Here is a 13,493-nt window from a genome sequence, read left to right as displayed (position 1 = left end):
CTGGGTCCCGGCCTTCGCCGGGATGACGGGCTAGGAAGACGCGAGCGTCCTCACGCGCTCCCTTCGAACCCCATCTGCCGCCACGCCTCGAACACGCACACCGCGACCGCGTTCGAGAGATTGAGGCTGCGGTTGTCCGGTCGCATCGGCAGCCGCAGGCGCTGTGCGGCGGGCACGCTTTCGAGCACGTCGGCCGGAAGGCCGCGCGTTTCCGGTCCGAACAGGAACGCATCGCCCGGCTGGTAGCGCGGCGTATCGAAGCGCACCGTGCCGCGCGTGCTCAGCGCGAACAACCGCGGCGGCGCCTGGTTCGCGGCGGTGATCGACGCCAGCGCCGCGGACAGGTCCGCATGCACCTGCAGCGTCGCGTACTCGTGGTAATCCAGCCCCGCGCGCTTGAGCTGCCTGTCTTCCAGCGTGAAGCCGAGCGGTTCGATGAGATGCAGCCGTGCGCCGGTGTTGGCGCACAGGCGGATCACGTTGCCCGTGTTGGGCGGGATTTCCGGCTGGAAGAGGATGACGTCGAACATGCGCCCATGATCGCCTTCGCGGGCGTCCGCGTCACCACGGCACGGGCTTTCCGCGGTAATCCAGGAACGTTCCGCTGTCGCCGATGCGCACGCCGTCGATGACCTTGAGCAGCCCGCGCACCGAATCGACCGGCGTTATCTGCGCGCCGCTGCCGCCCATGTCGGTCTGCACCCAGCCCGGATGCAGCGCGATCACGGCGATTCCGCGCTCGCGCAGCGCGGAGGCGAGCAGCACGGTCGCCATGTTCTGCGCGGCCTTCGACATCGCGTAACTCGGCGTGCTGAAGCTGGCGGTCGAGGCGATCGAGCCCAGCACGGAGGACAGGTTCGCGACTGTCGCGCCATCGACGAGGCGCTCGGCCAGCGTCTGCGTGAGCAGGAAGGGGCCGCTCGCGTTGGTGCGCAGGCTGTCGTCGAGATTGGCCGGCGGCACGTGGCCGAAGCGCTCGCCCGAATGCAGCACGCCGGCGTTGTTGATCAGCAGGTCGATGCCGTCCATCACCAGCGGCAGCTCGCGCGCCAGTTCGGCGTGCGATTTCGGATCGCCGACGTCCAGCGGCAATACGTGCAGGCGGCCGGGGTGTTCGCCGACCAGCTGGTTGAGCGCATTCGCGCGCCCGGGATGGCGACAGGTGGCGACGACGTGGTCGCCGTGCGCGAGCAGTTGTCGCGCGAATTCCAGGCCCAGCCCGCGGTTGGCGCCGGTGACCAGACTGCGACGTGGCGGCTGTCGGGACGTCATCGCACGAGTTCCGGAAGGTCGGGCGGGCAGTGTAGGGGCGTTCATGTGAGCGTCCGACGACGGCCGCCCGACCCGAACACGAGCCAAACTCCTACGCCCGATGGGACTTGTGGCCTAGTGCTCCGCCTCGCGGGCGACGGCTAGGATGCCTGTTCGAATCACAGGAGTCCGTCATGTCCGCTTCGTCCCGCCCGCGCCTGGCCGCGCTCGCCCTGGCCCTGGCCGCCACCTTCGGCGGGGTCGCCGCGCTCACGCCGGTGGCCGCGATGGCCGCGGCTAAGACGACCGTCGACATTCCCTTCGAGGAATTCACCCTGCCCAACGGGCTGCGGGTGGTGGTGCACACGGACCGCAAGGCGCCGATCGTCGCGGTGAACCTCTGGTACCACGTGGGCAGCAAGGACGAACCGGCCGGCCGCACCGGCTTCGCGCACCTGTTCGAACACCTGATGTTCAACGGTTCGGAAAACCACCGCGGCGAGTACTTCGAACCGTTCGAACTGGTCGGCGCCACCGACATGAACGGCACCACCAATTCCGACCGCACCAACTACTTCCAGAACGTGCCGACCACCGCGCTCGACATGGCGCTGTGGATGGAATCCGACCGCATGGGCCACCTGCTCGGCGCGATCGACCAGAAGACGCTCGACGAGCAGCGCGGCGTCGTCCAGAACGAGAAGCGCGAGGGCGAGAACCAGCCTTACGGCCAGGTATGGGACGCGCTGGGCAAGGCGCTGTATCCGAAGACGCACCCCTACCACCACAGCACCATCGGCTCGATGGCGGACCTCGACGCCGCCTCGCTCGACGACGTGAAGGGCTGGTTCCGCACGTGGTACGGGCCGAACAACGCCGTGCTCGTGCTGGCCGGCGACATCGATGTCGCGACGGCGAAGGAAAAGGTGACGAAGTACTTCGGCGACATTCCTGCCACGCCGACCATGGCGCAGCCGCAGGTCGACGTCGCGCCGCTGGCCAAGTCCACGCGCAGCACGATGACCGACAAGGTGCCGCAGGCACGCGTGCATCGCGTGTGGAACGTCGCGCAGGCCGGCACGCCGGACCTCGACAAGCTGCAGCTGTTCGCCCAGGTGCTGGGCGGCAGCAAGTCCTCGCGCCTGGACAAGCGCCTGCTGCACGAGGAGAAGCTGGTCGACAACGTGTCCGCCGCGGCGTACTCGATGCAGCTCAGTTCCAACTTCGTCATCACCGCCGACGTGAAGCAGGGCGTGGACCCGGCGAAGGTCGAGGCGATCATCGACGAGGAGCTGCAGAAGCTGCTGAAGGACGGCCCGACGAAGGCCGAACTGGAACAGGCGCGTACCGTCTTCAAGGCCGGCTTCGTGCGCGGTATCGAACGCATCGGCGGCTCCGGCGGCAAGGCCGACGCGCTCGCCGAGTGCACGGTCTACACCGGGGATCCGGGGTGCTTCCGCGACAGCCTGAAAATCATCGACACGGCCAGCGCTCGCGACCTCACGGCCGTTGCGAACAACTGGCTGACCAAGGGCAGCCACACGCTCGTCGTCGTGCCGGGCGATCGCACCCTCGTTGCCGAGGATCCCTCGGTCACTCCGGCACCGATGAAGCTGCCGGCGGTCGATCCCAGGTTCACCACTACGGCGAGCACCGTCGACCGCAGTGCGGGCCCGCCGAAGACCAGCCAGTTCCCGGACCTTCGCTTCCCTTCGCTGCAGCGTGCGACGCTGAAGAACGGCACGACGGTGATCCTGGCCGAGCGCCATGACGTTCCCGTCGTGCAGATGAGCTACGAGTTCGCCGGCGGCTTCAGCGCCGACCAGGGCCGCAAGCTGGGTACGTCGAGCTTCGCGATGGGCATGATGGACGAGGGCGCGGGCGAGCTCGATTCGCTGGCCTTCGGCGACGCTGCGGAGTCGCTGGGCGCCAATCTTGGCGCGGGCGCCTCGCTCGATGGCGGCAAGGCCTACCTCTCGGCGCTGAAGCAGAACCTGGATCCGTCGGTCGCACTTTTCGCCAAGATGCTGCGCGAGCCCCGTTTCGACCAGAAGGAAATCGATCGGGTAAAGGCGAGCTGGGTCGCCGGCATCAAGCAGGAGAAGGCGCGTCCGAATGGCGCCGCCATGCGCGTGCTGCCGCCGCTGCTGTACGGCGCCGGCCACGCGTACGCGATTCCCTTCAGTGGCAGCGGCACCGAGGCCTCGATCGCGTCTTTGACGCGCGATGACCTGCTCGCCTTCCATCGCGACTGGGTCCGCCCGGACGGCGCCACGTTGATCGTCGTGGGCGACACGACGCTGAAGGAGATCGTCCCGTTGCTCGACAAGCACCTGGGCGACTGGAAGCCAGCCGGCAATGCGCCGGCGCGTCCGCAGATCGGCGAGGTCGCGCGCCCGGCCAAGCCGCGCGTGTACCTGATCGACCAGCCCGGCGCGGTGCAGGCCAACATCTTCGCGGGCGAAGTCGTGCCCTCGACGAAGGACGCCGACTCGGTCCGCTTCGACATCGCCAACTCCGTGCTGGGCGGCGAGTTCTCCTCGCGCCTCAACATGAACCTGCGCGAGAACAAGCACTGGGCCTACGGTGCCTACAGCTTCTCGGCCAACGCGCTCGGCCAGCGCCCGTGGATGGCGTTCGCGCCGGTGCAGATCGACAAGACGGCCGATTCGCTCAAGGAACTGAACCGCGAAATCACCGACTACGCCACAGGCAAGGCGCCGCCGAAGCCGGAAGAAGTGGCGAAGATCCAGGCGACCGAAATCCTGAGCCTGCCGGGCGCGTTCGAGACGGCCTCGTCGGTGATGGGCGCCATCAGCGGCATCGTCCGCTACGACCGTCCCGACGACTACGTGTTCAAGCGCAAGGCGCAGATCGAGGCGCTGACTCCGGAACAGGTAAAGGCCGCCGCGGCGACGATCGACCCGAACGCGCTGACCTGGGTGGTCGTCGGCGACCTCAAGCAGATCGAGAAGCCGGTGCGCGCGCTGAAGCTGGGCGACGTGCAGGTGCTCGATGCCGACGGCAACGCGGTGACGGGTACGCCTTGACGCGCACGCCGTTGACCCCGGTACCCGCCGCCATCGCCCGCTCGTGACGCCGCCTCTGTCAGAACGCGCTGTCCGACAGAAGCGGCAAACCGCGACAACTGCCTCAGTCGTGGTTCACCGCCCGGCGTTCACAACGATGGCGGGTGCGGCGACAATCGCGCCCGTCCATTCATGCGCGGCGACGGCGTCGCGCGAATCAGGGGTCACGATGCGCAAGTCGATGGTGGGGATGGTTCTGGTCTCGGCGCTGGTCGCTGGCGGCTGCACGTGGGTCGACATGGCGCCGGGCGCGTCGTCGGTGCGCGTGATCGACGGCAGCGGTCCGCCCGCCGGCTGCGAGAAGCGCGGCGAGGTCGAGGTGACGGTCAAGAACAAGGTGGCCTTCTACGAGCGCAACCAGCTGCGCGTCCGCGAGGAGCTGGAAACCCTCGCCCGCAACGAGGCCATCGGCCTGCAGGCCGACACCGTCCAGCCGATGGGTGGACCGATGAACGGCTCCCAGCGCTTCGCCGCCTGGCGTTGCGGCGCACGTCGCGGAGCGACTGCGCCGTCCTCGCAGCCGACCACGGGCAGCGCCCAGACCTATCCGATCGGCGGCTGAGCTTCACAGCGCTTAATCGATTCGCGCCGTCCGTCGTCCGAACGACCCAACCATACGGGGCCGGATGGCGGAGGGCAGGATTTAAGCGTTAACATGGCGTGTTCTTTTCCGTTTTCGGTCAGCCGCCCATGTTGTTCCAGCACGTCGCCATCGCCGGTCTTGCTCATATCGATGCACCCCGCCGGCTGACCTCGGACGAAATCCACGCTCGTCTCAAGCCCACGCTCGATCGCCTCGGCATCAAGTACAACGTGCTTGAGGAAGTCGCCGGCGTTCGCGAACGCCGCTTGTGGGACGGCGAGGTCAAGGCCTCCGACGCCGCCACGCTCGCGGGCGTCAAGGCGTTGGCCGATGCCGGCATCGACGCCGACCGCGTCGGCCTGCTGGTCAACACCTCCGTCAGCCGCGACTACCTGGAGCCGTCCACGGCCTCCATCGTCTCCGGCAATCTGCGCCTGCCCGACACCTGCCAGAACTTCGACGTCGCCAATGCGTGCCTGGCGTTCCTCAACGGCATGGACATCGCCAGCCGGATGATCGAGCGCGGCGAGATCGACTACGCGCTGGTCGTCAACGGCGAGACCGCCGAGCTGGCCTACGAGAAGACGCTCGACCGCCTCAGCCGCGACGACGTCACCGAAGAGCAGTTCCGCGACGAAATGGCCACGCTGACGCTGGGCAGCGGCGCCGCCGCGATGGTCCTGGCGCGCAGCGAGCTCGCCCCGGGGGCGCCGCGTTACCGCGGCAGCGTCACGCGCTCGGCGACCGAGTGGAACCAACTCTGCCGCGGCGACCTCGTGCACGACCGCATGATCGCCGACGGCCGCATGCTGATGATCGAAGGCCTCAAGCTCGGCCAGAAGACCTTTGCCGCCGCGCGCGCCGCGCTCGGCTGGGTGGTGGAAGAGCTCGACGAATTCGTCATCCACCAGGTCAGCAAGGCGCACACCAAGGCCTTCCTGAAGGCGTTCCGCATCGATCCGAAGAAGGTGCTGACCATCTTCGGCGAGCACGGCAACATCGGCCCGGCGTCGGTGCCGATCGTGCTGAGCAAGCTGCGCGAGGGCGGCCGCGTCAAGAAGGGCACGCGCATCGCGCTGCTGGGCATCGGCTCGGGCCTTAACTGCTCGATGGCCGAAGTGGTCTGGTAAGCGCCGCCCGCGTCACATCGAAGAACCCGGCCGCGTGCCGGGTTTTTCTTGGGCGACGCGAATGCGGCCCGCCCGGCACCACGACCCGAACACACCCACTCCGTCATCCGCGCGAAAGCGGATCCAGGCGACTCCAAGCGACGTAGCGAAAGGCGCCGGATTCCCACGCTGGCGAGAATGACGAGCAGGAAACCAACGATGACGATCCACCTGCCGCTCCCTGATTACCCCTTCACGCCGCAGCGCTTCGACGTGCGCCCCGGCATCGCGATGAGCTACCTCGACGAAGGCCCGCGCGACGGCGAAGTGGTGGTGATGCTGCACGGCAATCCGTCGTGGAGCTTCTATTGGCGCAAGCTCGTGCTCGGCCTGCGTGATCGCTACCGCTGCATCGTCCCCGACCACGTCGGCATGGGCCTGTCGGACAAGCCGTCCGACGATCGCTACCGCTACACGCTGCAATCGCGCATCGACGACGTCGAGACGCTGCTCGACCGCCTGGGAATCGAAGGCGACGTCACGCTCGCCGTGCACGATTGGGGTGGCGGCATCGGTTTCGGATGGGGCCTGAAGCACGCGTCGCGCATCCGCCGGCTCATCGTCACCAACACCGGTTCGTTCCCGCTGCCGGCGAGCAAGCCGTTGCCGAAGTCGCTGAAGTTCGGCCGCGATTCGGGCCTCGGCACGCTGCTGATCCGCGGCGTCAACGCGTTCTCGTCGGTCGCCTCGTACGTCGGCGTCGAGAACCGCATGCCCGCCGACGTGCGACGCGCGTACGTCGCGCCGTACGACACCTGGGCCAACCGCATCGCGACCTCGCGCTTCGTGCAGGACATCCCGCTGGGCGAAGGCGACGCCGCATGGCCGCTGGTGCAGGCGATGGGCCGCAAGTTGCCCGAGTACGCCGACCGCCCGGCGTTCATCGCCTGGGGCCTGCGCGACTTCGTTTTCGACAAGCACTTCCTGAAGGGCTTCACCGACGCGCTGCCGAACGCGCAGGTGCATGCGTTCGAGGACGCGGGCCACTACGTTCTGGAAGACAAGGTCGATGTCCTCGTGCCGAAAATGCGGGCCTTCCTCGACGCGAACCCGCTCTAAGCCGGGGGACTTGGCCCCTCTCCCTGCGGGAGAGGGTTTGGGCGAGGGTCGGCGCGCGCGATCAGGCTCGCACTTGCGATGCGCCTTCGGATCGAAAGCAGCGCACCCTCAAACCTCCGGCAACGGATTCTTCTCGTCCTCGCCCACGCCGATCCAGTCGTCCGGCGTGAGCAGCGGCAAGCCGTGCGCGAGGCGCGCCTTGTCGCATTGCGCGCTCGCGTGGCCGAACTCCCACGACGCCGGCACCAGCGCGCAGACCGACGGGCGCCGATCATGGATCGTGCAGCGGCTGTAGCGGCCGATGTCGGCGTCCAGCGCGACGCAGCGCGGGTCCGACTGCGACGTCCCGCGCATCACGCGTTCGTGCGTGCGCAGCGATTCGGTCAGCTCGGGCGGCACCTGCCCGCCGAGTTCCGGGTCGGCTTCCGACCAGTGGAAACTCACGCGGAAGAAGGCGCAGCAGGCGCCGCAGGTCAGGCAGGGGTGGTGCATGGAAGGACCGTCACGAGGTCCGGCGAAACGGCGCCGGGTGCGGAATTCTGAGGCTTTGCGCGGCCCGTGCAAGCGGGCCGGACGCAGCGCCGCCCGTTCAGGCGAAAATGAGGCATGACCGACGTGTGCAACATCGCCGCGACCCTCCCGGGGCTGGCCGCCCGCTTTCCCGACCGCATCGCCATGCGCTGCCCCGGCACGCGCAGGCCGGACGGGATGGCGCGCTTCGACCTCACCTTGACCTACCGCGACCTCGACGCGCGCAGCGACGCGATCGCCGCCGGCCTGGCGCGTCGCGGCATCGTGCGCGGCACGCGAACGGTGGTGATGGTGCGGCCGTCGCCGGAATTCTTCCTGTTGATGTTCGCGCTGTTCAAGGCCGGCGCGGTGCCGGTGCTCGTCGATCCCGGCATCGACAAGCGCGCGCTGAAGCAGTGCCTGGATGAAGCGCAACCGGAGGCGTTCATCGGCATCCCGCTGGCGCACGTCGCCCGCGCCGTGCTGCGCTGGGCGCGATCGGCGCGCATCCGCATCACCACCGGCACGCGCGCGTGGCTCAGCGACGCGACGCTCGCGCAGGTCGAACGCGACGGCGCGAACGCCGGCTCGCAGCTCGCCGCGACGCAGCCCGACGAGGTTGCCGCGATCCTGTTCACCAGCGGCTCCACCGGCGTGCCGAAGGGCGTGGTGTACCGGCATCGCCATTTCGTCGCGCAGATCGCGATGCTGCGCGATGCGTTGGGCATCGAGGCCGGCGGCGTCGACCTGCCGACGTTCCCGCCGTTCGCCTTGTTCGATCCCGCGCTGGGCCTGACGTCGATCATCCCCGACATGGATCCGACCAAGCCCGCGCTGGCCGATCCACGCAAGTTGCACGACGCCATCGCGCGCTTCGACGTGGACCAGCTGTTCGGCTCCCCCGCACTGATGGCGGTGCTGGCGAACTACGGCGCGAAGCTGCCGACGGTGAAGCGCGTGACGTCCGCCGGCGCTCCGGTGCCGGCCGACGTCGTGGCGAAGATGCGCGAGTTGCTGCCAGACGACGCCGGCTTCTGGACGCCGTACGGCGCGACCGAATGCCTGCCTGTCGCGGTCATCGAAAGCCGCGAGCTGCAATCCACGCGTGCGGCGACGGAAAACGGCGCGGGCACCTGCGTCGGCCCGCGCGGTAGCGCCGAACGAGGTGCGCATCATCGCGATCACGGACGAGGCGATCGAGGACTGGGACCACGTGCGCGTCGTGGAAGCGGGCGTCGTCGGCGAGATCACCGTCGCCGGACCCACCGCGACCGACACCTACTTCAACCGTCCCGCGCAGACGAAGGCCGCGAAGATCCGCGAACGCGTTGCCGACGGCAGCGAACGCGTCGTACATCGCATGGGCGATGTCGGCTACCTCGATGCGCAAGGTCGCCTGTGGTTCTGCGGGCGAAAGACGCATCGCGTCGAAACCGCGCAGGGCCCGCTGTATACCGAACAGGTCGAGCCGGTGTTCAACGTGCACGAGAACGTGCGCCGCACCGCGCTGGTCGGCATCGGCGCGATGGGCGCGCAACGGCCGGTGTTGTGCGTCGAGCTGGCCCATGGCGTCGACGCGAGCGAATGGCCACGCATCGAGCGTGAGCTGCGCTGGATCGCATCGGCGCACGCGCATACGTCCGGCATCGACACGTTCGTGCGCCATCCGAAATTCCCGGTCGACATCCGCCACAACGCCAAGATCGGCCGCGAGAAGCTCGCCGTCTGGGCGGCGACGCGGGTGCGCTGACGCATGACGGCGCGCTACCGGCTCGACGATCTGATCATCGACGTGCCGCGTCAGCGCGTGGAGCGTGAGGGCGCGCCGCTCGACGTCGGCGGGCTGAGCTTCCGGCTGCTGGAATTCATGCTCGAACAGGGCCAGCGTGTCGTCGGTTTCGACGAGTTGATCGAGCGTGTGTGGGCGCCGGCCGTGGTGAACGAGGAAACCGTCACGCAGCGCGTGCGGCTGCTGCGACAGGCACTGGGCGACCACGGACGGAACTCGCGTTACCTGCGTTCGGTGCGCGGGCGTGGCTACCAGTTGTGCGTGGCGCCGCAGCGCGAGGATGAACCGCGCATCGACGCAACGCCGCCCGCGCCACGCAAGCGCCACATCGCGCTTGCAGGAGTGGCGCTCATCGCACTCGCCATCAGTGTCATCGCCTGGTGGATGCAACGGCCGGACGAAACGAAGAAGCCGCAATCGCCGCTCCTGCAGCGCGCGGCGTACTACGCCGGCATCGGCCAGCGCGACGACAACGAGCGCGCGATCGCGCTGTATCGACAACGCCTGCAGGAAGCGCCGGACGATCGCGATGCGATGATCGGACTGAGCCGCGCACTCAGCGCGGAGGCGTGCCTGTACAACGGCGAAGCCACGCAACTCGACCGTGCGCAGGCGATGGCCGAACGCGTGATCGCTGCCGATCCGCGCAATGCTGCGGCGCACGCGGCGCTGGGCTATTCGTTCGATTGCCGCGGACGCATCGACGACGCGCTGCGCGGTTACGAGCGCGCGCTGTCGCTGGATCCATCGAACGACGGCGCGCGTGCCTCGGCGGCGTACCTGTACGAACGGCGCGGGAGGCTGGCCGATGCGCTCGCAGCGAACCTCGCCGTTCGCGATCCGTCGCGTGTGCGCTTCCTGCAGATCCAGATCGCCGCGAATCTCGACCTGCTCGGTTACACGGCCGAAGCGGAATCGCGCTATCGCCGAAGTTTCCAGCTGTATCCGGACAACGTGTTCTCGAACCTGGCGTGGCCGTCGTTCCTGATGCGGCACGGGCGTTATGCCGAAGCTCAAGCGGCGCTCGACGAAGCGATGAAGCGCGGCACGGATCACGCAGGCCTGCATGTGCTGGCGGCGGAACTCGCGTGGTCGCGCGGTGATCGCGACACCGCGCGCGAGGAAGCCGCGCGTGCCGTCGCGCTGCGACCGCACAGCAGTTTCCCGCGCAGCGTGCAGTCGACGTTCGCGCAAGTGCAACCGCAGCCGGCGATGCTGCGCGAGCAGGCCGAATCGTTGCGGGCGGGTCTACGCGATGGCAGCGATCCTATCGACGGCATCGACGCCGCCTTGCTGCTCGACACGGCGGGCGACCGCGATGCCGCAATCGCTGCGCTGCGTGACGCCATCGCGATGGGCTATCGCGACGCGGCGTACCTGCTTGCGTCGCCGTTGTTCGCAGGACTTCGCGAGTCGCCGCGCTTTGACCAGGTGCTGGCCGCGATCGACACGGCCATCGCGCGCGAACGCGAGGCCGTGCGTTCGCGCAAGCTCGATATCAGGGCAGCGCCTTGAGGATGTAGTCCGACATCAGGCGCTGCGACTGCGCGTGCATGTCGCGCTGGTTGTAGCGCGTGCGTGTGATCACCGCGGCGAGTCGCTGCGACGGAACCACGAACACGTAATTGCCGCCGTTGCCCGACATCGCCCAGGCCGCTTCCTCCTTGCCGCGCACGTCGAAGCGGAAGCGCCACAGCAGGTAGCCGTAGTCCGCGTCGTCGCGCGCCTGTGCGTGCACGGTGGTCATCGCGCGGATCCAGTCGGCGGCGATCACCTGTTTGCCGTTCCAACGTCCGCCGTCGAGCAGCAGCTGTCCGAGTTTCGCCAGATCGCGGCTGCGGTAACGCGTGCCGCCGCCGCCCATGCCCACGCCTTCGGACGAACGCTGCCACTGGCTTTCACGGATGCCGAGCGGTGCTTCCAGTGTCTCGCGCGCGAACGTCGCAAGCGGCTTGCCACTGACGCGTTCGACCGCAGCGCCGAGCAGGAACGAGCCCGCGGTGCAGTACGAGAACGCGCGGCCGTGCGGGCTGTCCTCCGGACGCTTCATCCACGGTGCGTAGCCCTTGATCGGCAGGTCCAGCGCGAACTGCGTCCAGTTTTCGGCCAAGTACATGCGCTCTTCGTTGCCGGCGGAGAACGTGTTGTCGTCGTCGCATTCCCACTGAGAGCTCATCGTCAGCAGGTCCTCGACGGTGAAGCGGGCCTTGCGAGGATCGGGATGAAGCCACGTCCGGTCGGCGAAATAACCGTAGATTGGCGCCTGCGCGCCGTCGATCAGCTTGCGATCGACCGCAGCGCCGACCAGCAGCGCGGTGACGGACTTGGTCGCCGAGCGCGTGTCGTTGAGCACGTCGGGCCCGCCCGTGCCGAAGTAGCGTTCGTAGACCAGGCGGCCGTCGCGGGCGATGAGCACGCTGGTCGTGTCGGGGGCCTGCCCGGCGGCGATGGCGGCTTCCATGGCGGCGAGGGTCGCGGTGTCGAAGCCTGCGCTCGCGGCGTCGGCGACGGGCCAGCCGTCATCGCGCGCGGCCGGCGGGGCCGCGGTGACGGCGCTGGTGGCGAACAGGACAAGCAGGGGCAGGGCGAACAGGCGACGCATCGGCAGGCTCCTTGGTTGGAGCGACCATTGGCTGCCGGGCCTCGATGAAGTGCCTGAAATGCGAATGAAGAATTGTGAAGCGCGCGATCCGCCGGCTTTTGCCCCCGCCGGCAGGCGTTGGAACCTGCCGCCGGCCCCGTTATGGTGTGACCCCTTTTCGCACGGAGACGGCCGATGAAGATCCTGGTGACCGGCGGCGGCGGTTTCCTCGGGCAGGTGCTTTGCCGTGGCCTGCGCGACCGCGGCCATGAGGTCGTCAGCTTCAACCGCGGCCGCTACGACGCACTCGACCGCCTCGGTGTGACGCAGGTGCAGGGCGACCTCGCCCAGCGCGACGCCGTCATCGCCGCGGCCGCGGGCTGCGAGGCGATCTTCCACAACGCCGCCAAGGCCGGCGCCTGGGGCAGTTACGAGAGCTACCACCTCGCCAACGTCGTCGGCACGCAGAACGTCATCGACGCCTGCCGCGCGCAGGGCATCGGCCGGCTGGTCTACACGTCCACGCCGAGCGTGACGCACCGCAAGACGCATCCTGTCGAAGGCGGCACCGCCGAGACCGTGCCGTACGGCGACGACCTCAAGGCGCCGTACGCGGCAACCAAGCAGATCGCCGAGAAGCTCGTCATCGCCGCCAACGACGCCGCGCTCGCCACCGTGTCGCTGCGACCGCGGCTGATCTGGGGCGTGGGCGACAACCAGCTGCTGCCGCGTCTGGTCGAACGCGCGAAGGCAGGCCGCCTGCGTATCGTCGGCGACGGCAACAACCGCATCGACACGACCTACGTCGACAACGCCGCGCAGGCGCACTTCGACGCGTTTGAACATCTCGCACCCGGCGCCGCGTGCGCGGGCCGCGCATACTTCATCAGCAATGGCGAACCGCGCACGGTGCGCGAGATCCTCAACGGCCTGCTCGATGCCGCCGGCGCACCGCAGGTCGACAAGACGATTCCCTTCGGCGTCGCATACGCGGCGGGCGTGTTGTGCGAAGGGTTGTGGCATGCGTTGCCGCTCAAGGGCGAGCCACCGATGACGCGCTTCCTCGCCGAACAGCTCAGCACGACGCACTGGTACGACATGACGCCGGCGCGACGCGATTTCGGCTACGTGCCATCGGTCAGCATTCACGAGGGGCTCACCCGACTGAAGGTGGCCTGCATGGGACGGGCGTAGAGGCGCGCAGGCGTTCGGATCGTCACTTTTTGCCGACTGCCCCGTGCCTAGCATCGATTACACCCAGTCAGGCGCACCGCGCCACGGAGTGCACCGATGCTTAGCTACGCTGTCATCTTCTTCGTCATCGCGATCATCGCCGCGGTCCTCGGCTTCAGTGGTATCGCCGGCGCTGCCAGCAACATCGCCTGGATCCTGTTCGTCGTGTTCCTGGTGCTGGCCGTCATCTCGATGCTGCGCGGCCGCAGGGTCTGACCGGCGGATCGAT

10 protein-coding genes and 2 pseudogenes are annotated in these 13,493 nt (G+C 68.3%); 8 read left to right on the top strand and 4 right to left on the bottom strand.

Translation table 11 applies throughout. The features are described from left to right. Positions 1 to 50: 50 nt before the first annotated feature. Positions 51 to 530: a tRNA (cytidine(34)-2'-O)-methyltransferase gene (locus ABIE51_RS00285; protein WP_192631803.1), complete on the bottom strand. Its 480-nt coding sequence runs from the start codon at positions 528 to 530 to the stop codon at positions 51 to 53. Positions 531 to 561: 31 nt separating this feature from the next. Next, positions 562 to 1,272: an SDR family oxidoreductase gene (locus ABIE51_RS00280; protein ID WP_192631802.1), complete on the bottom strand. Its 711-nt coding sequence runs from the start codon at positions 1,270 to 1,272 to the stop codon at positions 562 to 564. Between the two features lie 173 nt (positions 1,273 to 1,445). Here ABIE51_RS00280 and ABIE51_RS00275 point away from each other — a divergent pair, with 173 nt between their 5' ends. From ABIE51_RS00275 to ABIE51_RS00260, 4 genes and pseudogenes are all read left to right on the top strand, one after another. Continuing rightward, positions 1,446 to 4,301 carry a M16 family metallopeptidase gene (locus ABIE51_RS00275; RefSeq protein ID WP_192631801.1) on the top strand — a complete coding sequence of 952 codons (2,856 nt, stop codon included), beginning with the start codon at positions 1,446 to 1,448 and terminating at the stop codon, positions 4,299 to 4,301. Positions 4,302 to 4,524: 223 nt separating this feature from the next. Next, positions 4,525 to 4,833 (top strand): annotated as a pseudogene (locus ABIE51_RS00270) (DUF4156 domain-containing protein); the annotation flags it as partial. 197 nt (positions 4,834 to 5,030) lie between these two features. Continuing rightward, positions 5,031 to 6,053 carry a 3-oxoacyl-ACP synthase III gene (locus ABIE51_RS00265; RefSeq protein WP_115844387.1) on the top strand — a complete coding sequence of 341 codons (1,023 nt, stop codon included), beginning with the start codon at positions 5,031 to 5,033 and terminating at the stop codon, positions 6,051 to 6,053. Positions 6,054 to 6,251: 198 nt separating this feature from the next. Continuing rightward, a complete protein-coding gene (locus ABIE51_RS00260; RefSeq protein ID WP_192631799.1) occupies positions 6,252 to 7,151 on the top strand; it encodes an alpha/beta fold hydrolase in 900 nt (299 codons plus the stop codon). A gap of 108 nt (positions 7,152 to 7,259) precedes the next feature. Here the strand turns inward: ABIE51_RS00260 and ABIE51_RS00255 are convergent, their stop codons facing one another. Then, complete coding sequence (locus tag ABIE51_RS00255; RefSeq protein ID WP_192631798.1) at positions 7,260 to 7,643, bottom strand: YkgJ family cysteine cluster protein; 384 nt, start codon at positions 7,641 to 7,643, stop codon at positions 7,260 to 7,262. 114 nt (positions 7,644 to 7,757) lie between these two features. On the opposite strand from ABIE51_RS00255, the pseudogene oleC reads away from it, so the two are divergent. Further along, positions 7,758 to 9,411 (top strand): annotated as a pseudogene (oleC, locus tag ABIE51_RS00250) (olefin beta-lactone synthetase). 3 nt (positions 9,412 to 9,414) lie between these two features. Then, complete coding sequence (locus ABIE51_RS00245; protein WP_192631796.1) at positions 9,415 to 10,965, top strand: tetratricopeptide repeat protein; 1,551 nt, start codon at positions 9,415 to 9,417, stop codon at positions 10,963 to 10,965. Here the strand turns inward: ABIE51_RS00245 and ABIE51_RS00240 are convergent. After that, entirely contained in the window at positions 10,949 to 12,052 is a 1,104-nt protein-coding gene (locus ABIE51_RS00240; RefSeq protein WP_354503024.1) for a serine hydrolase domain-containing protein, read from the bottom strand. The genes ABIE51_RS00245 and ABIE51_RS00240 overlap by 17 nt on opposite strands. Positions 12,053 to 12,226: 174 nt before the next feature. Here ABIE51_RS00240 and oleD point away from each other — a divergent pair, with 174 nt between their 5' ends. Next, positions 12,227 to 13,225 (top strand): 2-alkyl-3-oxoalkanoate reductase, encoded by a 999-nt coding sequence (oleD, locus tag ABIE51_RS00235; protein WP_192631795.1) that lies wholly within the window; start codon positions 12,227 to 12,229, stop codon positions 13,223 to 13,225. A 96-nt stretch (positions 13,226 to 13,321) separates the two neighbouring features. Next, entirely contained in the window at positions 13,322 to 13,480 is a 159-nt protein-coding gene (locus ABIE51_RS00230; RefSeq protein WP_115844375.1) for a DUF1328 domain-containing protein, read from the top strand. Positions 13,481 to 13,493 lie beyond the last annotated feature (13 nt).

The organism is Lysobacter sp. OAE881 (assembly GCF_040546665.1).
Classification (GTDB): domain Bacteria; phylum Pseudomonadota; class Gammaproteobacteria; order Xanthomonadales; family Xanthomonadaceae; genus Lysobacter_J; species Lysobacter_J soli.
This window is presented reverse-complemented; position numbering and strand designations above follow the sequence as displayed.